This is a genomic window from Halolamina sediminis, from assembly GCF_001282785.1.
Lineage (GTDB): Archaea > Halobacteriota > Halobacteria > Halobacteriales > Haloferacaceae > Halolamina > Halolamina sediminis.
This window is the reverse complement of the sequence record NZ_CVUA01000001.1, coordinates 2,199,584-2,222,123: the sequence shown is the minus strand read 5'-3', so window position 1 is coordinate 2,222,123 and position 22,540 is coordinate 2,199,584. Positions and strand designations below refer to the sequence as shown.

General features: G+C 65.3%; 18 protein-coding genes, 1 tRNA gene and 3 rRNA genes. 14 read left to right on the top strand and 8 right to left on the bottom strand.

What is annotated here, in order from left to right; translation table 11 throughout:
* Positions 1 to 48 precede the first annotated feature (48 nt).
* A complete protein-coding gene (locus tag BN1959_RS11145) occupies positions 49 to 1,971 on the bottom strand; it encodes a DEAD/DEAH box helicase (protein ID WP_079978673.1) in 1,923 nt (640 codons plus the stop codon).
* Positions 1,972 to 2,347: 376 nt separating this feature from the next.
* Here BN1959_RS11145 and BN1959_RS11140 point away from each other — a divergent pair, with 376 nt between their 5' ends.
* A complete protein-coding gene (locus tag BN1959_RS11140) occupies positions 2,348 to 3,517 on the top strand; it encodes an erythromycin esterase family protein (protein WP_161803747.1) in 1,170 nt (389 codons plus the stop codon).
* Here BN1959_RS11140 and BN1959_RS11135 read toward each other — a convergent pair.
* Together BN1959_RS11135 and BN1959_RS11130 are read right to left on the bottom strand one after the other, a co-directional pair.
* Positions 3,514 to 4,125: a hypothetical protein gene (locus BN1959_RS11135; protein WP_237560329.1), complete on the bottom strand. Its 612-nt coding sequence runs from the start codon at positions 4,123 to 4,125 to the stop codon at positions 3,514 to 3,516. The genes BN1959_RS11140 and BN1959_RS11135 overlap by 4 nt on opposite strands.
* Positions 4,126 to 4,220: 95 nt before the next feature.
* Positions 4,221 to 4,781 carry a TATA-box-binding protein gene (locus BN1959_RS11130; protein WP_053948726.1) on the bottom strand — a complete coding sequence of 187 codons (561 nt, stop codon included), beginning with the start codon at positions 4,779 to 4,781 and terminating at the stop codon, positions 4,221 to 4,223.
* A gap of 440 nt (positions 4,782 to 5,221) precedes the next feature.
* Between BN1959_RS11130 and BN1959_RS11125 the strand changes: the two genes are divergently transcribed.
* The 5 genes from BN1959_RS11125 to BN1959_RS11105 all read left to right on the top strand — a co-directional run bounded on the left by BN1959_RS11125 (position 5,222) and on the right by BN1959_RS11105 (position 11,213).
* Positions 5,222 to 6,693, top strand: a 16S ribosomal RNA gene (locus BN1959_RS11125).
* Between the two features lie 91 nt (positions 6,694 to 6,784).
* Positions 6,785 to 6,856 (top strand) — tRNA-Ala (locus BN1959_RS11120).
* A gap of 219 nt (positions 6,857 to 7,075) precedes the next feature.
* A 23S ribosomal RNA gene (locus tag BN1959_RS11115) occupies positions 7,076 to 9,987 on the top strand.
* A gap of 128 nt (positions 9,988 to 10,115) precedes the next feature.
* Positions 10,116 to 10,237 (top strand): 5S ribosomal RNA (gene rrf, locus BN1959_RS11110).
* The 16S, 23S and 5S rRNA genes sit together here with 1 tRNA gene alongside, the layout of an rRNA operon.
* 136 nt (positions 10,238 to 10,373) lie before the next feature.
* Entirely contained in the window at positions 10,374 to 11,213 is an 840-nt protein-coding gene (locus tag BN1959_RS11105) for a DUF7504 family protein (RefSeq protein ID WP_053948725.1), read from the top strand.
* Here BN1959_RS11105 and BN1959_RS11100 read toward each other — a convergent pair.
* Positions 11,199 to 11,513 carry a hypothetical protein gene (locus BN1959_RS11100; RefSeq protein WP_053948724.1) on the bottom strand — a complete coding sequence of 105 codons (315 nt, stop codon included), beginning with the start codon at positions 11,511 to 11,513 and terminating at the stop codon, positions 11,199 to 11,201. The genes BN1959_RS11105 and BN1959_RS11100 overlap by 15 nt on opposite strands.
* Positions 11,514 to 11,629: 116 nt before the next feature.
* Here BN1959_RS11100 and BN1959_RS11095 point away from each other — a divergent pair, with 116 nt between their 5' ends.
* A complete protein-coding gene (locus BN1959_RS11095; protein ID WP_053948723.1) occupies positions 11,630 to 12,820 on the top strand; it encodes a redox-regulated ATPase YchF in 1,191 nt (396 codons plus the stop codon).
* 39 nt (positions 12,821 to 12,859) lie between these two features.
* The gene (locus tag BN1959_RS11090; RefSeq protein ID WP_053948722.1) at positions 12,860 to 13,144 is read left to right on the top strand and encodes a ubiquitin-like small modifier protein 1; all 285 of its coding nucleotides are present in this window, start codon (positions 12,860 to 12,862) and stop codon (positions 13,142 to 13,144) included.
* 21 nt (positions 13,145 to 13,165) lie between these two features.
* On the opposite strand, the gene BN1959_RS11085 is transcribed toward BN1959_RS11090, so the two are convergent.
* The gene (locus BN1959_RS11085; protein ID WP_053948721.1) at positions 13,166 to 14,851 is read right to left on the bottom strand and encodes an aldehyde ferredoxin oxidoreductase C-terminal domain-containing protein; all 1,686 of its coding nucleotides are present in this window, start codon (positions 14,849 to 14,851) and stop codon (positions 13,166 to 13,168) included.
* Positions 14,852 to 14,980: 129 nt separating this feature from the next.
* On the opposite strand from BN1959_RS11085, the gene coxB reads away from it, so the two are divergent.
* The 4 genes from coxB to BN1959_RS11065 all read left to right on the top strand — a co-directional run bounded on the left by coxB (position 14,981) and on the right by BN1959_RS11065 (position 19,266).
* Entirely contained in the window at positions 14,981 to 15,739 is a 759-nt protein-coding gene (gene coxB / locus BN1959_RS14775; protein ID WP_053948720.1) for a cytochrome c oxidase subunit II, read from the top strand.
* Between the two features lie 3 nt (positions 15,740 to 15,742).
* Positions 15,743 to 18,274 carry a cbb3-type cytochrome c oxidase subunit I gene (locus BN1959_RS11075; protein WP_053948719.1) on the top strand — a complete coding sequence of 844 codons (2,532 nt, stop codon included), beginning with the start codon at positions 15,743 to 15,745 and terminating at the stop codon, positions 18,272 to 18,274.
* A gap of 4 nt (positions 18,275 to 18,278) precedes the next feature.
* Positions 18,279 to 18,548: a cytochrome C oxidase subunit IV family protein gene (locus BN1959_RS11070; protein WP_053948718.1), complete on the top strand. Its 270-nt coding sequence runs from the start codon at positions 18,279 to 18,281 to the stop codon at positions 18,546 to 18,548.
* A 97-nt stretch (positions 18,549 to 18,645) separates the two neighbouring features.
* Positions 18,646 to 19,266, top strand: a complete 621-nt coding sequence (locus BN1959_RS11065) for a metallophosphoesterase family protein (protein WP_053948717.1) — start codon at positions 18,646 to 18,648, stop codon at positions 19,264 to 19,266.
* A gap of 10 nt (positions 19,267 to 19,276) precedes the next feature.
* Here the strand turns inward: BN1959_RS11065 and BN1959_RS11060 are convergent, their stop codons facing one another.
* From BN1959_RS11060 to BN1959_RS11050, 3 genes are read right to left on the bottom strand one after another with little or no spacing between them, the layout of a single operon-like run.
* Positions 19,277 to 19,576 carry a DUF7410 domain-containing protein gene (locus BN1959_RS11060; RefSeq protein ID WP_053948716.1) on the bottom strand — a complete coding sequence of 100 codons (300 nt, stop codon included), beginning with the start codon at positions 19,574 to 19,576 and terminating at the stop codon, positions 19,277 to 19,279.
* Positions 19,577 to 19,578: 2 nt separating this feature from the next.
* The gene (locus BN1959_RS11055) at positions 19,579 to 21,039 is read right to left on the bottom strand and encodes a hypothetical protein (RefSeq protein ID WP_154018269.1); all 1,461 of its coding nucleotides are present in this window, start codon (positions 21,037 to 21,039) and stop codon (positions 19,579 to 19,581) included.
* Between the two features lie 49 nt (positions 21,040 to 21,088).
* Positions 21,089 to 21,520: a hypothetical protein gene (locus BN1959_RS11050; protein WP_053948714.1), complete on the bottom strand. Its 432-nt coding sequence runs from the start codon at positions 21,518 to 21,520 to the stop codon at positions 21,089 to 21,091.
* Positions 21,521 to 21,762: 242 nt separating this feature from the next.
* Between BN1959_RS11050 and BN1959_RS11045 the strand changes: the two genes are divergently transcribed.
* Both BN1959_RS11045 and BN1959_RS14770 read left to right on the top strand, forming a co-directional pair.
* Positions 21,763 to 22,245 (top strand): hypothetical protein, encoded by a 483-nt coding sequence (locus tag BN1959_RS11045; protein WP_053948713.1) that lies wholly within the window; start codon positions 21,763 to 21,765, stop codon positions 22,243 to 22,245.
* 31 nt (positions 22,246 to 22,276) lie between these two features.
* Complete coding sequence (locus tag BN1959_RS14770) at positions 22,277 to 22,447, top strand: hypothetical protein (RefSeq protein ID WP_154018268.1); 171 nt, start codon at positions 22,277 to 22,279, stop codon at positions 22,445 to 22,447.
* Positions 22,448 to 22,540: the final 93 nt, after the last annotated feature.

Below are 22,540 nucleotides of genomic sequence, written 5' to 3'. Positions count from 1 at the left end.
GGTGGTCGCTGTCGGGCTATCGGCGTCGGACTACAAACTCGCCCCGGATCAGGCGTCTGTCGCCGATGAGCCTTCCTCGTCGTCGCCGCCCCCTTCGTCGTCGTTCGAGTCGTCTCTCTCGTCGCCGTCCGGTTCGTCCGCCTCGTCGCTACCCGACCCGTCGGCGTCGTCGCCGACGACCGTCTCGTTGACGCGGACGCCCTTCTCCGCGAGGTGGCGCATCTGCTTGCGGGCGAACTCCTCCTCGCGGGTGCCGTGGGTCGCGAGCACAACCACCTCCGCACGCCCGACCGGGCGCATCGTGCGGCCCGCGCGCTGGGCGCCCTGGCGGCGGGAGCCGCCGAGCCCCGACGCGACGACCGCGAGCTCCGCGTTCGGGAGGTCGATCCCCTCGTCGCCGACGCGGGAGACCACCAGCGCGTCGCGCTCGCCCGTGCGGAACGACTCGAACAGGCGCTCGCGGCGGTGGTGGGGAGTCTCCCCCGAGACGAACGGGGCGTCGAGCTCGTCGGCGATCGCCTCGCCCTGATCGAGGTAGTCGACGAACACCAGCGCCTTGCCCTCGTGGTCGGCGAGCAGTCGGTCGATCTCCTCGACTTTGCGGGGGTTGGTGGCGGCCAGCTGGTGGCGCTCGCGGCCGTCGGCGCTGGCGTACTCGTTCTCGGCCAGCTCGTCGTCCCACGGGAGGTAGCGGAGTTCGACCTCGGGCTCGGCGACGAAGCCGGCGTCGAACAGCGCCGACCAGTCGGTGCCGAGCGGCGGGCCGATCAGCGTGTAGATGTCGGTCTCGTCGTCGCTCTCGCGGACCGGCGTGGCAGTGAGGCCGAGGCGGTGTTTGCTCTGGAGCGCCGCGGACTGTCTGAACACCGGCGCCGGAACGTGGTGGGCCTCGTCGAACACGATCAGCCCCCACTCGCGCTCGTCGAACAGCCGGCGGTGGCGGTCCATCCCCGCGATCTGGTAGGTCGCGATCGTGATCGGGCGGAGCTGCTTCGTGCCGCCGTGGTACTCGCCGACTTGGTCCGGGTCGACGGTGGTGTGGCGCTCGATCTCCTCGCGCCACTGCCCCGCGAGTTCGCGGGACGGAACGAGGATCAGTGTCTCGCCCCCGACCGCTGTGAGCGCGCCCAGTGCGGCGACGGTCTTCCCGGACCCGGGCGGGCCGACGAGGACGCCGGCCTGCTTCTCGAGGAAGCTGTCGACCCAGGACTGCTGGTACTCCCGGAGGTCGGTGGTGAGCTCGGCGTCGATGGGGTCGCCGCTTTCGAGGTCGCGGTCGTCGACGACGGGGTAGCCCGCCTCGTAGAGGGTGCGCTTGATTCCCGCGATCGCGTCCTCGTTGACCCACGCCTCGGTGTCGGAGATGGGCGCCCGGATCGCGTCGTCGTCGAGCTTCTCCATCGCGACGTTGCCCATGAGGTCGTCGGTGGCCGCGGTGAGGACGGTGTAGCCGTCCTCGTGGGTGTCGAGCCGGAAGCGGTTGGCGCGCTTCCACTGGCTCTCGACCCACTCCTCCAACCCTTCGTAGCGTCGGGGGAACACCCCACGCATCGTGAGGATCAGGTCGGCGACGCCGTCGAAGGGTGCGGACCAGACGTCCTCCGGGCGGATCCGGTAGAGGTAGCCGCGCGTGCCGGGCTCGGTACCGGTCGTGTCGACGAGGTGGGCGAACTGCGAGAGGCGGGCCTGGGTGTACTGCGTCGGGCGGTCGACGACGATCTCTCGTCGTTCCGGGAAGACGATCACGCGCTCGCGCGAGGCGAGCTCCCCCCACTCCGTCGGATACCAGACCACGGGGTCGTTCTCCACGTCGACGCGTTCGAGCAGCCCCTGATCGGCGAGGCGGGAGAGTGCCTCGTCCGCGTCGGCCTGTGACTCCTCGAGGCGACGGGCGAACTCGTCGGCGGTGAGCAGCGGCCGGCCCTCCGCCTCGACGGCGTCGTAGAACTCCGAGAGGGAGAGATCCGTCATTACCCACGGTTGGCGGTCGTGGGGAATACGGCTTGCGACCTGTGGCGTCGACGCTTCACCGACGACTGTCGGGGAAACGCTCTTCCCCTCTCCGGATAACCTGTGAGACGATGCTGTCCGTTCGTCAGTGAGCGTCGGTCGACTGCCGGTCTGACGCGGGGTGTAGCCTCGCGTCCGTCACTGCGGTCGCCACCCGTTTCTTCGCCCTCGAAACGCCCGCTCACTACCGATACTGACGACGATGACGAACGACACGACTGACACGACATCGACTGCATCGAACGAGACTACTCCCCCGGCCGCCGTTCGTTCGGGCTTGCGTACACACGCACGCGGACTCGACACGTGCGACCCCGAAACGAATCTCTCACCCGACGTGCTTCCGGCCGGCCTCCACGACGCGGCAGTCGTCGCGCTCGGGGAGAGCACTCACGGGACGCGGGAGTTCTTCCGGCTCAAACATCGACTGCTGCGCTGGCTCGTGACCGAGGCGGGCGTCCGGACGTTCGCGATGGAGGCGAACGCGCCGGAAGCGCGGGCACTCGACGAGTACGTCGTCCACGGCCGGGGCGATCCGGAGGCAGGGCTCGAAGACCTGTACTTCTGGACGTGGCAGACCGAGGAGGTGCTCGCGCTGGTGGAGTGGCTTCGCGCGTTCAACGAGGAACGGCCGATCGACGACTGGGTCCGATTCCGCGGCTTCGACGCCCAGTACACGCAGGGCGCCGTCGACGCGCTCCGAGACCACTTCGGCGGCGAACCGGAGTCAGATCTCGCAGCCGATCTCGAACTGATCGGCGACGACGGCACTCGGCCCGTAAACGATGATCGAGCCGAGGAGCGCATCGAGGCCGTGGAGCGTGTGGTCCCGCGCGTCCGCGCGGCGCTCGGGGACGGCGACGCCGACGAGCGTGCCCGTCACTGGCTCCGGGTGATCGAACAAGCGACCGAGTACAAGCGGCGACTCCTCGAGTGGGAGGCAGCCGACGACGGCGACGCCGAGACGGCGATGGAAGCGGTGCTTCGGGTCCGGGACCGGGCGATGGCCGCGAACGTCGAGTGGATCGAAAAGCGGGCCGACGGGCCGGTCGTCCTCTGGGGCCACGATGCGCACGTCAACCGGGACCGGCACGCGGTCCGGGATTCCGAGGCCGCCGTGCCGTCGATGGGGAACCATCTTGCCGATCGGTACGGCGAGGTGTACTACGTGGTCGGGTTCGCGTTCGCCCGCGGGTCGTTCCAAGCGATCGACCGGACCGGCGAGGGGCGAGGACTCACCTCGTTCACGCTGCCCGACCCAGTTTCGGGTACGGTCGAGGAAGTGCTCGACGATGCAGGTGTGGGGACGGCGATGCTCGATCTCCGAGGCGGAACTGAGGATCCGCGGCTCGTCGACTGGCTGGCAGCGCAGCGAGAACGGTTCTCGGTCGGGGCGACGTACGACGGCGGTCCCGAGGGGTATCTGACTGCGTACCCGATCGCGGAGGCGTTCGACGCGCTCTGTTACGTCGAGGAAACCACGCGGGCGCGGCCGATCGTGGGCTAGCGCGAGCAGTCCGCGCGGTCGAGCTCGCCCTTCGAGCGGAACCGGCCGTGACAGTCGACACAGCGCAGGTGGCCGTCGCCGGGCTCGGTGACGAGATCGTGGCCGCGGACGTAGAACGGCCGGGGCACGTCGCGCGGGCGGATGTGCTCGGGGACGTGCTCGTCGGAGCGCTCCGAGAGCGTGCTTCGGAGCCGGATCGTCTCCACGTCGGTCCGGTCCCACCGCTCCGAGCGCTGGGCGGCGCCGATGTCGGCGATCTCCGTCCACGCGGTGACGACGACCGGGGAGGCGGTGTCGGTGTCACAGACGACCACCACGAGCCGGACACCCTCGTCGACGCGGGCGAACCGCCAGCCGTCGCTGCTGTTCCAGCGAAGCTGTCCCCCGCGGATCGTGGCGTCGATGCCGTCGAGGGTGACGTAGCGGCCGCCCTGTGCGAGCCGCTTGCGGACGTGGTCGGTCAGGGAGTACTGTCCCGGGTTCCGGATCGGCGGGTCTTCGGGCCGCCGCCGGGTGGCCTCGGGGACCGCCGCCTGCTCGGCCGTACGGTGCGTCGTCTCTGGGCCCGGGGCGCCCCGGCCGTCCGGGCCGTGGTCACGGGATGCCACTACCGGCGGCTTCGTACTGGAGGGTTATTCCTCTTGCGCCGGTATCACACTGCGTCAGCGCGACGAAAAACGGGTCGGGAGGCGGCGTCGCCGGTTCAGCTGAGGAGGCCGAGCCCCTCGATGCGCTCGACGATCTGCTCGACGGCCTCCTGTGCGTCCTCGGTGCGTTTCCCGCCCGTGATGACGATCTTCCCGGAACCGAACAGGAGGATCACCACGTCGGGCTCGTCCATCCGGTAGACGAGGCCCGGGAACTGTTCGGGCTCGTACTCGACGTCCTCGAGCCCCAGCCCGATCGCGAGCGCGTTGAGGTTGAGGTTGTGCCCGAGGTCGGCGCTCGAGACGATGTTCTGGACGGTGATCTCCGGGTCGTCCTCAACCGGGATGGTGAGGTCACGGAGCTTCTCGAAGATGATGCCCAGCGCCTCGTGGACGTCGGCGATGCTCTTCGCGCCCGTGCACACGATCTTCCCCGAGCGGAAGATCAGTGCTGCCGCCTTCGGACTCTGTGTCCGATAGACGAGGCCGGGGAAGTTGTCGGGGTTGAAGTCGGCGCCCGGGAGGTCCTCCGCCAACGCTTCGAGGTCGAGCTCCTGCCCGATACCCGTCGATGCGACCACGTTCTGGATCTCTATTGAGTCTGCCGGCGAACTCATCGTTCACCCTTTATTGCTCACCCAGCCCTTATAAACGGTTCCCTTATATACCGCCTCGCCGGTGTCGGTGGTGGATCGTGAGAAGATATTCCCACGGTAACGCCACCCAGTGGCCGATCGAAACATCAGGGTTAAGTGTTCCACACCCATCGGATGGAATGCGAAGAACGCGCCGTGGCCCGGGACGACCCGAGACGGTGCGTGGGCCCGGCTCGCTTCGATGGGTTTATGACCCATCGAGCGAAACATACGGGTCCGAAGAAAGATGAGGATTCCGCCCCCCCGGTCCGCCGTAGGACGGAATCTGATGTGAGCTTTGGTAGTTCGGTGTCCCCCGGTTCGGCCGGTGGACAGCGAACGGTAACCGATACGCAATACCAGATTGGTAACGATCACGTCGTGTGATCCGACCCGCCACCCACGTGCATCAGCACGTACACATTCCGGTTGATCCTGCCGGAGGTCATTGCTATCGGGGTCCGATTTAGCCATGCTAGTCGCGCGGGTTAGACCCGCGGCGTATAGCTCAGTAACACGTGGCCAAACTACCCTACAGACGGGAACAACCTCGGGAAACTGAGGCTAACTCCCGATACGCGTCGACTGTTTGAACACGTCGACGCTCAAACGCTCCGGCGCTGTAGGATGTGGCTGCGGCCGATTAGGTAGACGGTGGGGTAACGGCCCACCGTGCCAATAATCGGTACGGGTTGTGAGAGCAAGAGCCCGGAGACGGAATCTGAGACAAGATTCCGGGCCCTACGGGGCGCAGCAGGCGCGAAACCTTTACACTGCACGCCAGTGCGATAAGGGGACCCCGAGTGAAAGGGCATATCGCCCTTTCTTTTCTGAACCGTAGGGGGGTTCAGGAACAAGAGCTGGGCAAGACCGGTGCCAGCCGCCGCGGTAATACCGGCAGCTCGAGTGATGACCGATCTTATTGGGCCTAAAGCGTCCGTAGCTGGCCGCGCAAGTCCGTCGGGAAATCCACCCGCTTAACGGGTGGGCGTCCGGCGGAAACTGTGCGGCTTGGGACAGGAAGGCTCGAGGGGTACGTTCGGGGTAGGAGTGAAATCCCGTAATCCTGAACGGACCGCCGATGGCGAAAGCACCTCGAGAGGACTGATCCGACAGTGAGGGACGAAAGCTGGGGTCTCGAACCGGATTAGATACCCGGGTAGTCCCAGCCGTAAACGATGTTCGCTAGGTGTGTCACTCACTACGAGTGAGTGATGTGCCGCAGGGAAGCCGCTAAGCGAACCGCCTGGGAAGTACGTCCGCAAGGATGAAACTTAAAGGAATTGGCGGGGGAGCACTACAACCGGAGGAGCCTGCGGTTTAATTGGACTCAACGCCGGTAACCTTACCAGCCCCGACTACGGTGATGACGGCCAGGTTGATGACCTCGTCACGACGCCGTAGAGAGGTGGTGCATGGCCGCCGTCAGCTCGTACCGTGAGGCGTCCTGTTAAGTCAGGCAACGAGCGAGACCCGCACTCTTAATTGCCAGCATGTCCCTTGTGGATGATGGGTACATTAGGAGGACTGCCGCCGCCAAGGCGGAGGAAGGAACGGGCAACGGTAGGTCAGTATGCCCCGAATGGGCTGGGCAACACGCGGGCTACAATGGCCGAGACAATGGGTTCCTACCCCGAGAGGGGACGGTAATCTCAGAAACTCGGTCGTAGTTCGGATTGCGGACTGCAACTCGTCCGCATGAAGCTGGATTCGGTAGTAATCGCATTCCAGGAGAGTGCGGTGAATACGTCCCTGCTCCTTGCACACACCGCCCGTCAAAGCACCCGAGTGGGGTCCGGATGAGGCCTGTTTCACAGGTCGAATCTGGGCTCCGCAAGGGGGCTTAAGTCGTAACAAGGTAGCCGTAGGGGAATCTGCGGCTGGATCACCTCCACTGACCGGGATCTGCCCTCTGGGCAGACCCACCTTTCGCCGTTCGGTGTTTCCGGTTCGACCGGGCACCTTAGAACTACCAAAGCTCCATAGGGCTCGTAGCTCAGTGGGAGAGTGCCTCCTTTGCAAGGAGGATGCCCGGGGTTCGAATCCCCGCGAGTCCATCTCGGATAGAAGGAAACCGTGCGGGTTATATGCCCGACGGAAGTACGATGGAATCCAGAACGATCGATGCACCAGACCGCGAGAGCGCGTCTGGGAAGGGTCAGAGTACGCTCCCGTGACACCCACGGGACGTACGTTGACGACCGTGTGTAAGCGTAGTCCAGGCACCCACTGGACCCGTTCACCCGGGTTGCAGTGGAACGACGATAGACGATTACCGACAGACGGCTACTATGCCGGCTGATGGATTGCTCGGCTCGAGTGCCGAAGAAGGACGTGCCAAGCTGCGATAAGCCTCAGGGAGCTGCATGGAAGCATAGAACTGAGGATCTCCGAATGGGAATCCCCACCGCAATTGCCTCGCGCAATGGGGAACGTCCTGAATTGAAACATCTTAGTAAGGACAGGAAGAGAAAGCAACTGCGATGTCGTTAGTAACCGCGAGTGAACGCGATACAGCCCAAACCGAATCCGCAAGGACATGTGGTGTACAGGCTGGCTCCCAGCACTCGACAAACTACGAGAAGTCTCTTGGAACAGAGCACGAAACAGGGCGACAGTCCCGTACCGTAGTTCAGTAGAGTGTGCGCCAGTTCTAGAGTAGCGGGGGTTGGATATCCCTCGTGAATGTCGCGGGCATCGACCGCGAAGGCTAAACACTCCTCGAGACCGATAGCGAACAAGTAGCGTGAGCGAACGCTGAAAAGCACCCCGAGAAGGGCGGTGCAATAGGGCATGAAACCAGTCGGCGATAGAGCGACGGGGCTTGAAAGGCCCCTCTCAAAACGATCGAAGCGCGAGCTTCCAGTAGGACGAGAGGGGAGCCGAAGTTCCGTCGTACGTTTTGAAAAACGAACTAGGGAGTGTATCTCTTTGGCGAGTCTAACCGGATCATCCGGGGAGGCGTAGGGAAACCGATAGGGGCGCAGCATTGCCAGGCCCACCGTGTTCAAGCGCGGGGAGTCGAAGGGATACGACCCGGAACCGAGCGATCTACTCTGGAGCAGGGCGAAGCGTGCCGAAAGGCACGTGGAGGCCCGTTAGGGTTGGTGTCCTACAATACCCTCCCGTGACTCGAGAGTAGGGGTGAAAGGCCCATCGAGCTCGGCAACAGCTGGTTCCAACCGAAACATGTCGAAGCATGACCTCATCCGAGGTAGTTTGCGCGGTAGAGCGACCGATTGAGAGACCCGCCTCCGAGAGGAGTCGGCCTCTCTGTCGAACTCCGAACGTGCAAACGCCGTGGACGATGGGAGTCCGGTGCCCGGGGTAAGCTTGGGTACCATGAGGGGAACAACCCAGAGCTGGGTTAAGGTCCCAAAGTGTAGATTAAGTGCGATTGGAAGGTGGTCTCGAGCCCTAAACAGCCGGGAGGTGAGCTTAGAAGCAGCTACCCTCTAAGAAAAGCGTAACAGCTTACCGGCCGAGGTTCGAGGCGCCGAAAATGATCGGGGCTCAAATCTACCACCGAGACCTAGCGGCACTATTCAGATAGTGACCCAGTAGGTTGGCATTCTGGACGGATGGAAGCTCGGGCGAGAGCTCGCGTGGACCGTCTAGTAACGAAAATCCTAGTCATAGTAGCAGCGAAAGTCGGGTGTGAACCCCGACGGCCAGAAGAGTAAGGGTTCCTTGGCACTGTTAGTCAGCCAAGGGTTAGTCGATCCTAAGGTCCCTCGTAACTCGCAGGGATCGAAAGGACAGCTGGTTAATATTCCAGCACCATCGTGCAGTGAAACCGACGCTTTCGGAACCATTGAGCCGGGCCTTCGCCCGGTCGAATCGAGGAAGCTCGTGGACGCCGTAACGGCAGGAAGCGAGCGAAGCTCGAGACAGCGAAAGTCGATGTTACCAAGAGCCCGTGAAAAGGGAGCACGATGTCCGTACCGAGATCCGACACAGGTACTCTGCCAGAGCAAGGCGCGGCCTGTCGGGAGAACCGACGTTAGGGAATTCGGCAAGTTAGTTCCGTACGTTCGCAATAAGGAATGCCTGCCCCAAGCGGGGCAGGTCGCAGTGTCTTGGGCGCTCCGACTGTCTAGTAACAACACAGGTGACCGCAAATCCGCAAGGACTCGTACGGTCACTGAATCCTGCCCAGTGCGGGTATCTGAACACCAAGTACAATTGGACGAAGGACCCGTCAACGGCGGGGGTAACTATGACCCTCTTAAGGTAGCGTAGTACCTTGTCGCTTCAGTAGCGACTCGCATGAATGGATCAACGAGAGCGCCACTGTCCCAACGTTGGACCCGGTGAACTGTACGTTCCAGTGCGGAGTCTGGAGACCCCCAAGGGGAAGCGAAGACCCTATAGAGCTTTACTGCAGGCTGTCGCTGAGACGTGGTCGCTACTGTGCAGAGTAGGTAGGAGGCGTTACAGAGGTACCCGCGCTAGCGGGCCACCCAGCCATACATGAAACACTACCCGGTAGTGACTGCGACTCTCACTCCTGGCGGAGGACACCGGTAGCCGGGCAGTTTGACTGGGGCGGTACGCGCTCGAAAAGATATCGAGCGCGCCCCAAGATTTCCTCACTCGGGTCGGGAACCCGAGGAAGAGCGCAAGAGCAAACGGAAGTCTGACAGTGTCATTCCCAACGAGTGACGCTGACGCGAAAGCGTGGTTTAGCGAACCAACCATGGTCCTTGATGGGCCAGGTTGCTGACAGAAAAGCTACCTTAGGGATAACAGAGTCGTCACGCGCAAGAGCACATATCGACCGCGTGGCTTGCTACCTCGATGTCGGTTCCCTCCATCCTGCCCGTGCAGAAGCGGGCAAGGGTGAGGTTGTTCGCCTATTAAAGGAGGTCGTGAGCTGGGTTTAGACCGTCGTGAGACAGGTCGGCTGCTATCTATTGGGGGTGTTATGGTACTTGACGAGAACGATCGTATAGTACGAGAGGAACTACGATTGGACGCCACTGGTGTACCGGTTGTTCGAGAGAGCACTGCCGGGCAGCCACGCGTCACGGGGTAAGAGCTGAACGCATCTAAGCTCGAAACCCACTCGGAAACGAAGTACCGTTGAGGTCACTCGTAGAAGAGGAGTTAGATAGACTCGGGATGTACGCGCCAAGGCAACGAGGCGTTGAGTCCGCGAGCACTAACAGACCGAAGCCATCATTCATCCGGTAATCGGATATCTCTGCACTGCACCCGTTTTGAACGGGTCCAGGTGCGAACTGGACTACGCTTATTACACGGTTCGATCACACCGAGCATGGCATGCTCGTGGTTCGATTCCACGACTCGGCGTGAGACGGCCAGAGTGGTGAGGCAACACCCGTACCCATCCCGAACACGGAAGTTAAGCTCACCTACGTGTGGGCGAGTACTGGCGTGGGCGACCCGCTGGGAAAGTGCACTCGCCGTCTCTCTATTCATTGCGGTATACTTGACGTTGTGAGGAGTGAGCGAGTCGATCGCTCTCCGCTCGTTTTCGATACCTCGAGCGGATATCCTATCCGCCGCAACACGTATTTTTATGCCTGCTCGGGTGTTGTAATCGGCACGATGCCCGACGACGGTCCGGCACTCCTCTCGTTTGGAGTGGACCGGGCGATGCGGGCGCTACGCGAGCACGCGGCCGGACGGAACGTCATCGCGGTGCTGACCGACTCGACGGCCGACGAGTGGCATCGCCGCTGGGAGCGATCCGGCGGCGACGCGACACAGCTGGCGATCGTCGACTGTTTCGACTTCACACGGGGAGCCGCGGCGGAGACGCGCACGAACGTCGTCTCGAACGACCTCGTCGTCACCGAACTGGAGCGTCCCCTCACCGGCGAGGGGCTCCAGTCGGTGTCCGATCGCTTCTTCGACGGCTGGGCCGAGAGTCCGCGCGGGACCGTGGTGTACGTCGAGTCGCTGCGTGATCTCCGCGAGGACACCGATCGGGAGACTGTCGAATCCCTGCTCGATCGGTTCCGCGAGCGCACCGAGCGGGAGGGTTCGGGGGTCGTCGCCGCCGTCTCCCCCGACACGGTGTGCGACGCCGTCGCTTTCGGCGACGCGTTCACCGAAACCGTCGGCGAGCCGTCGTTCGACTCCGACGCGCCGACCGCGGTGCAGCGGCTCCGGGCGACCGATCCGACCACGTTCGGCTACTTCCGACAGTACTGGCGGGACGCGATCGAGATCCTCGACCGGGTCGACCGCTCGTACGTGCAGGCCGGCCAGCTCGACACCGAACTCTCCTCGCGCACGCTCGGCGCGACGCTGTCGGCGCTGGCGCAGTTAGACGCGCTCGCGGTCCGGGCCGACACGAACGGCCCGAACCGGTACGACTGCCGGCGCTACGACCCCGAGCGTGCCGCGGAGCTCGGGCTCGCGGTCGAGCTACTGCCCGACTGACGGCGCCGCGAGCGAGCTATCGACGACGGTGCCGTCAGGCCGGAGCGTCACCGTCCCGAGCATCGTCGTCTCCCCGGGTTCGGTCGTCGACGCGATCACACGAAGCGTCTCTTTTCGATCGAGCCGTTCCCAGAGCACCTCCTCGACCATCCCTTGGAACGAGTCGGGGTCGGTCCACCCCGAGTCGATGTCCGATGGCACCCGGACCACGACGCGCAGTTCGCTCTCGGTCACACGAACCCCGACGCCGAACGTGTCGCCATCGCCCGCCTCCTCCGTCCCGTCCGCGTCGTCGCTCATACCCGCCCTCGGTTCCCGTCGGGCAAATCCCCTCCGGCTCGCCCGTGTGTGAGACTCACAGACTGAGACGGTGCCGATGGGACGCCTTTTGTCCGGGTACCACGTCGATCGTTCCAATGAGTTATCGGATCGGACTCGTCGGCAAGCCCTCCGTGGGCAAGTCGACGCTGTTCAACGCCGCGACGATGAACGACGTGCCGGAAGGGGCCTACCCCTTCACGACGATCGACCCGAGCGTGGGCGAGGCGTACGTCCGCGTGGAGTGTGCCGCCCCGGAGTTCGACGAGACGTGTACGCCGAGCGTCGGCTACTGCGACGACGGCACCCGGTTCGTCCCGGTCAAACTCGTCGACGTGGCGGGTCTCATCCCCGGCGCCCACGAGGGGAACGGGCTGGGCAACCAGTTCCTCGCGGACCTGAACGAGACGGACGTCCTCGTTCACGTCGTCGACTTCTCCGGCGAGACCGACCTCGAAGGCGAGGCTACCGAGGGCCACGACCCCCGGGAGGACATCGCGTTCCTCGAGAACGAGATCGACATGTGGTACCTCGACGTGCTGGAGAAGGGGATCGAGCGGCACCTCTCGGGCTACCACGGCGGCGACGGCGACGTGGAGGACGCGCTCGGCGAGCAGATGGACGCGTTCGGGATCGTCGCCGAGGAGATCAAGCAGATCATCCTCGGCCAGGGGATCGACTTCGATCCCGAAGCGTGGAGCGACGACGAGCGCGAGGAGCTGGCCCGGGAGATCCGCAAGCGCACCAAGCCGATCGTGATCGCGGCCAACAAGATGGACACACCCGCCGCACAGGAGAACTGGGCCGAAATCACCGAGGAACAACAGTACGACCACCTCGACTTCGTGCCCGTCAGCGCCCACGCCGAGAAGTCGCTGAAGAAGGCGAACGACGCCGGCGTCGTGGAGTACACCCCCGGCGAACCCGACTTCGAGATCGTCGGCGACGTGAGCGGCGAGCAGGAGGAGGGGCTCGAACAGATCCGCGAGTTCGTCGGGAACTACGGCGGCACCGGCGTCCAGGACGTGCTCGAGACCGCGCTGTTCGAGACGCTGGGCTGTATCGGCGTGTTCCCCGGCAGCGCCAACGGCTCGAAAGACGAGAAGGGCGTGTTCAGGGACTGCTTCGTCCTCCCCGAGGGCGGCACCGTCGAGGACTTCGCGTACACTATCCACTCCGACGTGGGCGACGGCCTGCTCCACGGGATCGACTGCCGCTCCGGCCGACAGGTCGGCTCGGACCACGAGCTCGCCCACCGCGACGTGGTCGAGATCGTCACCACCGGCTGACCGCTGGCTACTTCTCCCCCGACGCCCGACGTGCCAGCCGTGCACGTCGACTGCAAGCTGTTCGGCCCGTTCCGCGACGACGCCGGCGTCGAGGACGTGGGCGGCGAGTACGACCCCGGAACGACCGTCGGAGAGCTCCTGTGCGATCTGGAGGCGGAGTATCCGAGCCTCGAGGGACGGCTCGTGGATGAGGACGCGGACGAGACTGCAGGATCGACGGTCGTGACGGTCGACGAGAAGAACGTGACCCACCTCGACGGGCTCGACACCGAACTCGAAGACGGTGACGTGGTCCGGATCGTCCCCTCGGTGTACGGCGGGTAGGCCGCGGGCGCGGCCGGGCGCTCAGTCGTCCGCGCTTGCGGGCGCGACCGAGTCGACCGCCGCGTCCGGGACGGTGCCATCCTCGTTCCAGCCGCGGGCCTCGTAGTACTCCTGAACAGCCTCGGCGAGGTCCGGGATCTCGTAGGGGAGGTCGTCGTCGTCGACGTCCTTCCCGCGCTTGTTGTTGAAGTGGCGTTCGCGCTCGATCGTCTCGGCGCCGATCGACTGCAGTCGCTCGTAGTCGACGCCGAACAGCTGTTCGAGGCGCTCGTCGGTCATGTAGTCGCCGCCGAAGGCGCAGATCACCCCGGAGTCGCGGACGACGTTGTGGTTCTCCAGTCCGACGAGCGTCTCGGCCTTGCCGAGCGTCCCCTCGGGATCGACCTCGCCGGAGTACTCCAGCCCGAGCATCCCGCCGTACATGTGGTCGGCACCACGGTTCGCGACCGCGTAGGAGAGTCCCTGGCCGTGGAGCGTCCGGCCGTCGTGGGCCGCGAACTCCAACCCTTTCACGGTGTAGTTGTCGACGCCGAGCTCTTCGTGGGCGCGGGCAGTCCCCTCCGCGAGCAGGTCGCCGATCCCCTCGCGGTGGGCGATCTTCTCCAGGGTCTCGTGGACCAGCTCCGCGTCGCCGAAGGCGTCCTCGCTTTTGAGGTAGGCGGCGACGGTGACGCCCGCGGAGATGGTGTCCATCCCGAGCTCGTCACAGAGCTCGTTCGAGATCATCACGTCGACGATGTCGCCGACGCCCTGACAGGTGCCGAAGGAGTACACCGTCTCGAACTCCGGCCCCTCGGTCTCGACGCCGCGCTCCTCGTCTTTCGTGGGGAGCTTGCAGGCGTAGGCGCACTGTGAGCAGGCGCCTTTCTTGTACTTCTTCTCCTCGACGGCGTTGCCACCGATGTTCGCGATGCTCTCGAACTCGTAGTCGTCGAAGTACCGCGTCGGGATCGAGAAGTTGTCGTTGATGAACTCCGTGTTGCCGGTGGTCCCCTGTCGGCGCATCAGGTCGTCGCTGGTGGCGGCCTCGCGGTGGACGTCCATCGCCGGCGGATCCGGGATCTCGATCTCGGGGGTCGAGTCGCCCTCGAAGGTGACGCACTTGACGTTCTTGCTGCCGAGTACGGCGCCGATGCCGCCGCGGCCGAACGCCCGGGAGTCGAACGTCATCACCGACGCGAACCGGACGAGGTTCTCGCCGGCGGGGCCGATCGTGATGCAGTTCTCGGGGCCGAGATCGTGGTGGCTCTCCATGTACGCCGAGACGCGACTGGTCTCGGCGCCTTCGAGTTCGGGCACTTCCTCGAACTCGACTTCCGGGCCCTCCGGGCCGTCGGTGACGTGGATCGCGAGCAGTTCGTCGCTCTCGCCGACCAGTTCGAGCACGGAGAGCCCTGCGGCGCCGAAGTTTCGCGAGAGGTAGCCGCCGGCGTTGGTGGAGACGAGGCCGTCGGTCAGCGGCGAGAGCCCCGTCATGTTCATCCGGCCGGTGAATGAGGTCTGACTCATCTGCATCGGCCCGGTCGAGAGGTACGCGCGGTTCTCCGGGCCGAACGGGTCGGCGCCGAAGGGGATCCGATCGTGCGCCAGTGCGGTCGCCGTCGCGCGCCCGCCGATGGTCCGTTCGAGCACGCTGTCGATGTCGACGGTGTCAGCGCTGCGCTTCCCGACGTCGACGGTGAGCATCGGCCCCTTCGCGTGAAGCATGCGTGGTCGCTTCGCACCGCCGAGACTTATTCCTGTCCCCAGTTTTCTGGTGCTTTCCCTCGCGCGCGTGCGTGACCGTTCGAAACCACTAAGGTCGGAGCGGAGCGAATACCCTCTATCAAGGCGCCGATGATACCTGATGCCACAGCCGCGTCCGTGCTCCAGAGTGGGCTGATCCCCGAGGGGACACGGGTGCAAGTGTTCAGCGAGATCTACTGGGTGTTCCTCGCGCTCGGAACCCTGGTGGGAGCCGTCGTTATCGGCTACATGTTGTACAATGCGTATAAATACAGCTACGAGGGCGGCAGCGACGAGAAGGATCGCCCGAAGCTGGGGGAGGTCCCGACCGGCGGGGGGAAGGGGAAGAAGCTGTTCCTCTCGCTGAGTCTGAGCGCGATCATCGTCATCTCGCTCATCGCGTGGACCTACGGGACGCTGCTGTTCGTCGAGGGACAGAGCGGCGAGCAGGGCGTCGAGGTGGAAGTCGAAGGCTACCAGTTCGGCTGGAACTTCCACTATCTCAATGACGACGGGAGCTACGCGGGGGTGAACACGACGAACACGCTCCGCGTGCCCGTCGACAGGCAGGTCAACTTACGGGTGACGTCGGCGGACGTGTTCCACAACTTCGGCATCCCGGAGCTCCGGGTGAAGTCCGACGCGATCCCCGGCGAGACCACGGAGACGTGGTTCGAAGCCTCCGACACGGGTACGTATACGGCCCACTGTTACGAACTGTGTGGCCAAGGTCACTCCTACATGGACGCGGAAGTGATCGTGATGCCCGAGGACGAGTATCAGGACTGGTACACGTCCCAGACCGCGTCCGCGAACAACGAATCCGCGAGCAACGAGTCCGCCGCCAACGTCGCGGCGGCGGGGGTGTAACGTATGACAGACGACACACAACCACGAACTGACGGCGGCACGGCACTGCCGGGTGACAGCCACGACGACGGCCACCTCCCGCCGCGGTGGTCGCTGAAGCGCTGGCTCGTCACGACCAACCACAAGGACGTCGGGATCCTCTACCTCGCGACCGCGATGTTCTTCCTCATCTTCGGCGGGGTGCTCGCGCTACTGATCCGCGCCCAGATGTGGGCGCCGCGGGCCCCCGGGGAGGGGATCCTCTCGGCGATGGCGTACAACCAGGCCGTCTCGCTGCACGGCCTGATCATGGTGTTCTGGTTCATCTCGCCGTTCGCGACCGGGTTCGCCAACTACATCGTCCCGCTGCAGATCGGTGCGGAAGATCTGGCATTCCCGCGGCTGAACGCGCTTTCCTACTGGCTCTACCTGGCCTCGGGCATCCTGGTGTTCGCGTCGTTCTTCCAGGGCGCCTCCTACGCAGGCGGGTGGACGCTGTACGCGCCGCTGAACATCCCGGCGTTCATGCCGAGTATCGGGGCGACGACGACGGTGTTGGCGATCGTGGTGTTCTGTGTCTCGATCACGGTCGGTGGGGTGAACTTCATCACTACGATACACCGCATGCGGGCACCCGGGCTGACGATGCGTTCGCTCCCGCTGTTCACCTGGTCGATGCTGCTGACCGTCTGGATGATGCTGCTCGCCTTCGCGGCGCTGCTGGCGGCAGTCATGATCCTGCTCTCGGACCGCATGCTCGGGACGACGTACTTCGCGGCGACGACCGCGGGCGGGTCCGTGCTGTGGACCCACCTGTTCTGGTTCTTCGGTCACCCCGAGGTGTACATCGTGTTCTTCCCGGCGCTGGGCGCGATGGCCGAGATCTTCCAGACGTTCACCGGCAACCGGATCGTCGGCCGGAAGTGGTTCATCGTCTCGATGGTGCTCGTCGCGCTGCAGAGCTTCATCGTCTGGATGCACCACATGTTCCTCACCTCGATCAACCTCGAGGTGAAGACGCTGTTCATGGCGACCACTATCGGGATCTCGCTGCCGTTCGACCTGATGGTGTTCGCGCTGATCTACACCCTGATCAAGGGCCGAATCAGATGGGACACGCCGATGCTGTACGCCTTCGGTGCGATGGTGCTGTTCATCGTCGGCGGGATCACCGGCGTGTTCCTCGGCGCGGTCGTGCTCGACTACGAGTTCCGTGGCACCTACTGGGTCGTCGCCCACTTCCACTACGTGATGGTCTCGGGGGTGACGGGCCTGATCGCGGGGCTGTTCTACTGGTTCCCGAAGATAACCGGGAAGACGTACGACGAGTTCCTCGGGAAGCTGAGCTTCGCGGTGTACTTCACCGGGTTCAACCTGCTGTACTTCCCGCTGTTCCTCGCGTGGGGGACGCCCCGGCGCGTGTTCGCCTACCGTCCCGAGTATCTGCCGTGGCACCGCCTCGCTTCGGTGGGCGCGGTGATCCTCGGGATTTCGTTCCTGTTGATCATCTATAACCTCGCGAAGAGCATCGTCGCGGGCGACGACGCCGCGGCGAACCCGTGGCCGTACTCGACGACCGCGGAGTGGGCAGTCTCCTCGCCGCCGCCGATGGAGAACTTCCCCGGCACGCCGTCGTACGCTAGCGGCTCGCTCGAGTTCCTGCGTGACGACGAACCGACGGGCGCGGCCGCCGCCGACGGCGGCACGACCGCGACCGACGGCGGCCACGCGGCCGCACTCGAGTCGGCACACGACGACGGCGGACACGTCGATCACGCCAGCTACTGGCCGTTCATGATCGGCCTGTTCACGGTGGTCACCGCGATCGGCTTCTCCGGGCTCCAGACCGGGAGCTTCCCGAGCGGGCTCGAGGGCACGTTCTACGCTGCGGCCTCCGTGCTCGGCGTGATCGGGCTCATCGGCTCGGTCTCGTTCATGGGGTACGAGAACTTCACCGCCCACGAGGGCGGCTTCGGCGAGACGTGGCCGTTCGGCGGCGTCGAGAACACGAAGATGGGGATGTGGGTGTTCCTGGCCTCCGACGTGGTGCTGTTCGGGGCGTTCATCGGCGCAGCCATCTTCCTGCGTGTGGCCTACGGCTGGACGCAGTGGCACCCGATCCCGCACAACCCCATCCCGGGCTTGGTCAACACGTACCTGCTGTTGACCAGCTCGTTCACGGTGATCCTCTCGCTGGTCGCCGCCCAGAAGCGCAGCCGGAAGGGCGTCGTCGCGAGCCTCGTCGTGACGTTCCTGCTCGGGCTGGCGTTCCTCGTGAACAAGGCGATCGAGTGGGTCGTCCTGTTCCAGGGGACCGAGGAGTACGCACCGATCGCGCTGGACTCCAGCGTGCGCGCCTCGACGTACTTCCTGACGACGGGCCTGCACATGGGCCACGTGATCGCGGGGCTGCTCGTCACGGCCTACCTGATCTGGCGCGCCTGGAACGGGGCGTACGTCAACGGCGACGACGAGCCCCTGGAGTACTTCGGGCTGTACTGGCACTTCGTGGACATCGTGTGGCTGTTCCTGTTCCCGATGTTCTACATCGTCTAGACCAATGGCACGAACAAAACTCTACACCGGCATCTACGTGGCACTGTTCGTCATCGCGACGATGCAGGTCGGCGTCGAGCAGATCGGTCTGCTCGAGGAGAGCTACCTGCTCGCGCTCGGCCTGATCACCGCCCTCTCGCTGATCAAGGCGGTGATGGTCGCGGGCTACTTCCAGCATCTCGTCTGGGAGCCCCGTTCGGTGACGTACGTGATGCTGCTGGGCTTCGTCGGCTTCCTGGCGCTCACGGTCGCGGCGTCGTACTCGATCCAGTAAGGCGCCGCCGCGGTCGCGGCTTTTCGGCGACATCGTCGTTCGGTAACAGTTCTCTCCCGGGCGATACCGTTATTCCGGATCCTGACAACCGGGACACATGGAGCTAGCAGTCATCTCCGACAGTCACGTCCCCGAACGCGAAACCGCCCTCCCGGCAAAGTTCCGCGAACGCGTCGCGGCCGCGGACCACACGATCCACGCCGGCGACTTCGAGACGGCCGACGTGCTCGACGACGTGCGCGATCTCGCCGCCGGGCTCACGGCCGTCCACGGCAACGTCGATCCCGACGAGCTCGGTCTCCCTGCCGTAGCTGCGGTCACGTTCGAGGGCGTCACGTTCGTCGTCACTCACGGCACGATCAACCCCGTCGCCGCGGCCGTCGACGCCCGTCACGTCGACACGGAGATGGAAGTAAGTGAGAAAGGAGAGATCCCGTCGTTCGAGGCACGGCTGGAGAGCGACACCGGACTCGTCCTCGGCGGCGACCAGTGGGCCGACGCCGTCGCGGACACGGCCCGAGCGCGCGGGCGGACCGAGCCTGGCGAGACAGTCGTCGGCATCGGCGGCCACACTCACGTCGTCGAGGACACCGTTCACGAGGGCGTCCGCGTGCTCAACCCCGGGTCAGTGACGGGCGCCGACCCCGCCGAGCGCGCGACGATGATGACCGTCACGGTCGAGGACGCCGAGGTCGACGTGGCGCATCACGAGGCCTGACGCCCCGCCTTCAGGTCCAGACGAACGTGTAGCTGTAGAGGAACACGAACGTGATCAGCGTCAACAGCGCGAGCACCTTGATGTGGAACTGGAACAGCTCGTCGCTCTCGCGGTCGTCGGCCGCGGCGTAGCGTTCGGCCTCCGCCTCGGTCAGCGCGTTGCCGTGCTCCTCGCCGAGGTGCAGCGCGTGGAGATGCTCGGTCGGGAACGGGCGGCCACAGTACGGACAGCGTTCGGCGTCGTCGTCGACGGCGAACGCCGCGTCGGTGCTCGCTCGTTCGGCCTCGTCGGTGGTGGATGAATCGGTCATGATCAGATGAAGGGGGCGTCGATCGTCGGCTGTGCGAGCAGCCACAGCCCCGTGATCGTGTACAGCACCATCACGATCACGTAGGGGTACTGGCTCCGAATCGGCTGGAGTCGGCCGGTGAACAGGTCGAACGCCCGGGTGTGGGCGGCCCACACCGCGAGCAGGTGGCCCGACAGCACTGCAACGGGACCGACCCAGCTCACCCACCCTGGGAGCCCGAGCACCGGCGGTGCGACCGGCGGCGACAGCGGGCTCAGCGTGACGACGACCGACGCCGGGAGCTGGGTCAGGAAGTACGGGAAGTAGTGCCCGAAGTGGTAGCCTGCGGCGATGGGCACCAGCGCGGGCGCGAACGCGGCGGCGATCCGTGGCGCCGAGCGGTACGTCGTCCCGCTGCTCCGCACGCGCTTGGAGGCCCCCCAGTAGACGCCGAAAAACAGCGCGTAGCCGCCGAGCATCGCGCCGAAGTACGCGAGCTCGGCGGGCACGCCCGCGCGGACGACCGGCGCCGCGATCGACTGCCAGCCGGGGGTTGCGACGAACCCGTCGAACGTCGTCACCCACAGCAGCGCGATCACGAAGCCGATCTCGCTGGCTATCGTCGTCGCGTCGGCGTCCACGTCCGTCAGCGCCGCGCCGGGCGCGGCCAGTTCGAGGCCGTCGTCGGTGCGCTTGATCGGCGCCACGCGGCCGTACAGCTCGAACACGCCCGAGATGGGATCGATCTGCCTCCGCCACGTTCCGTGGCCGAGCAGCACGCTCCCGGCCACGGTCGCGGCAAGGTACGCGCCGACGACGACGGTCAGCTGTGTCGGGTTCGACGCCACCGCGGTGACCACCTCCAGCCAGACGAGCAGCAACAGCCCGGCGACCGCGGGCCAGCGCCCGACCCAGTCGGGCAGCGAGAGCCTTCCGTCGCCCGCAAGCGGCGCCGCGAGGCGGCCGAAGGGGTCCAGCGCCGGCCAGCTGTTCCCCACGAGGTAGGCGCTGGCGGTGAACCCCGCCCACCAGACCACCCAGACCAGCAGCACCGCGAAGCTCCGCGCGGCCTCGGGCGGGCCGAACACGCCCGTCACGACGACGCCGGCGAGTCCGAGCAGGCCGATCGCGCCGCCGACGGGGCCGCCCCAGCGGCGGATCGCCGCGCCGCCGGGGATCGACACGCGACGATCGTGGTAGGACTCCAGCAGCTCGCGGTCGGTGACGAAGCTGGTGAGCAGGAAGGAGACCGCGACGACGCCGCCGCCGGTCATCAGGAACAGCCACGTCGGCGTGTCGACGTTGCCCGAAGTGATCCCCGGGCCGCCGTGGGCACGCGCCGGCGCCGCGAACAGCGTCACCGACAGGAGGACTGCGAGCCAGCGCGTTCCCGTGCCGGCCACGGCCGATCGGACGGACGCTGCGAGTCGGCGGGCGTCGCCCCGTTTTCGGGCCGACACCGAGCGCTGGCAGTGTGTACTCACGTCTCCCCGAAACTCGGGGCGGGAGCTACAGGAACGTTTCGCAACCGGTTCAGGCGCCAGTCAGCAGGTTCACCGTGATCACGAGCACGATCAGCAGCCCCAGCACCCACGAGCCGGCCATCACGGCGGCCGCACGCCGGTAGCCGCGGGCCTTTGCGGCCGCGTAGGTGCCATAGAAGAGGTAGAAGACGAACGCCGCCGCCAGCGCGCCGCCGACCGCCGCGCCGCCGACCGCGACGATCGAGCCGGAGAAGGAGTCGCCGCTGACGAACAGCGTCGCGCCGCCACCGACCGCGAGCGCCGCGACGATGAACGCCAGCGTCCACGCCGACTCGTTGCCGGCGAGGGAGCTCCAGACCGACTGGTCGTGCTGCAGCCCCGGCGTGTACTTTTTCCAGCCCCGACCTACCGTCGCCGCCACGACGGCGACGAGGAGGACTGCCATCAGCGCCGCACTCACGAGGTAGATCGTCGATGCCATGGTACGTCTGTTACCGAAGAATGGCCACGGCGAGGGTATAAAGATTCGTTTCCTCCGTCGTCGGTGACGGTGTCGTCAGTCGGAACGTAATGTACGCGGACTGTGTGGGAGTGTCCTCAGCCCGTCGCTGCCGGAAAAGCCGGCGTGTCCGGCTACTGCCGCCCCCCGATATCGAGGGGTGATTCGGGGGTGGTAGCCAACCGCACCGAACCGCTAAGAGGTGTCACCACCTACTGTGGCGTATGGGACTGGATTCGAACAACCCACACGACCCGCTGGGCAAACGCGCGCCGCGGGAACACCAGCAGCCGACCGATCCGTACAGTCCCGAGTTCCAGCGCGATCTCCAGTACGCATCGGACCTCGTGTTGCAGACGGCGGAGCGACAGGCCGACGACTTGGAGGTGGTCCGAGAGATCCGGCGGGAGCAGCAGCGCCGCGAGCCGGTCCCGCTGGATGACCACGGCGCGCTCGGCGACGACCCGTTGGACCCGCTGGACGCCCTCAACGCCGACACGATCGACGATCTCAGCGACGACGCGCTCGCCGTTATCGCGGACCTGCCCCCGATGGAGACCGAAATCGACGACTTCGGGGCCGGGACGGATGGGGTGTCGGGCGTGGACGGGTCCAGCGACGACACGCCGGACGACGGCCACGACGAGTACGAGGAGGGGTACGTCGACGGCTACGAGGAGGGGTACGAGGAGGGGTATCGGGAGTGAGTTTTTCAACCACTCGGCCGGTGTGTCGTGTATGGCCGTCGTCAAAGTCGCCTGCCCGTACTGCGGCGAAGTCGCGAACGCGACCGTGAACTCGAAATCCGACGAGATCGCGGAGATCGGACGGAGTCAGAGCTCGAGTCGGAACTACCACTCCGCCTGTAAGGAGTGTGGTAGTCGGTTCCACTACGCCCTGAACTCCTGACTGTCCGCTTTCAGCGCGGTTGCTTTTTTCGACATGTCGACTCGCGAAGCTGGTCGTTCGAACCGTGGCGTCGACAGAAATGCTCCGGCTGGG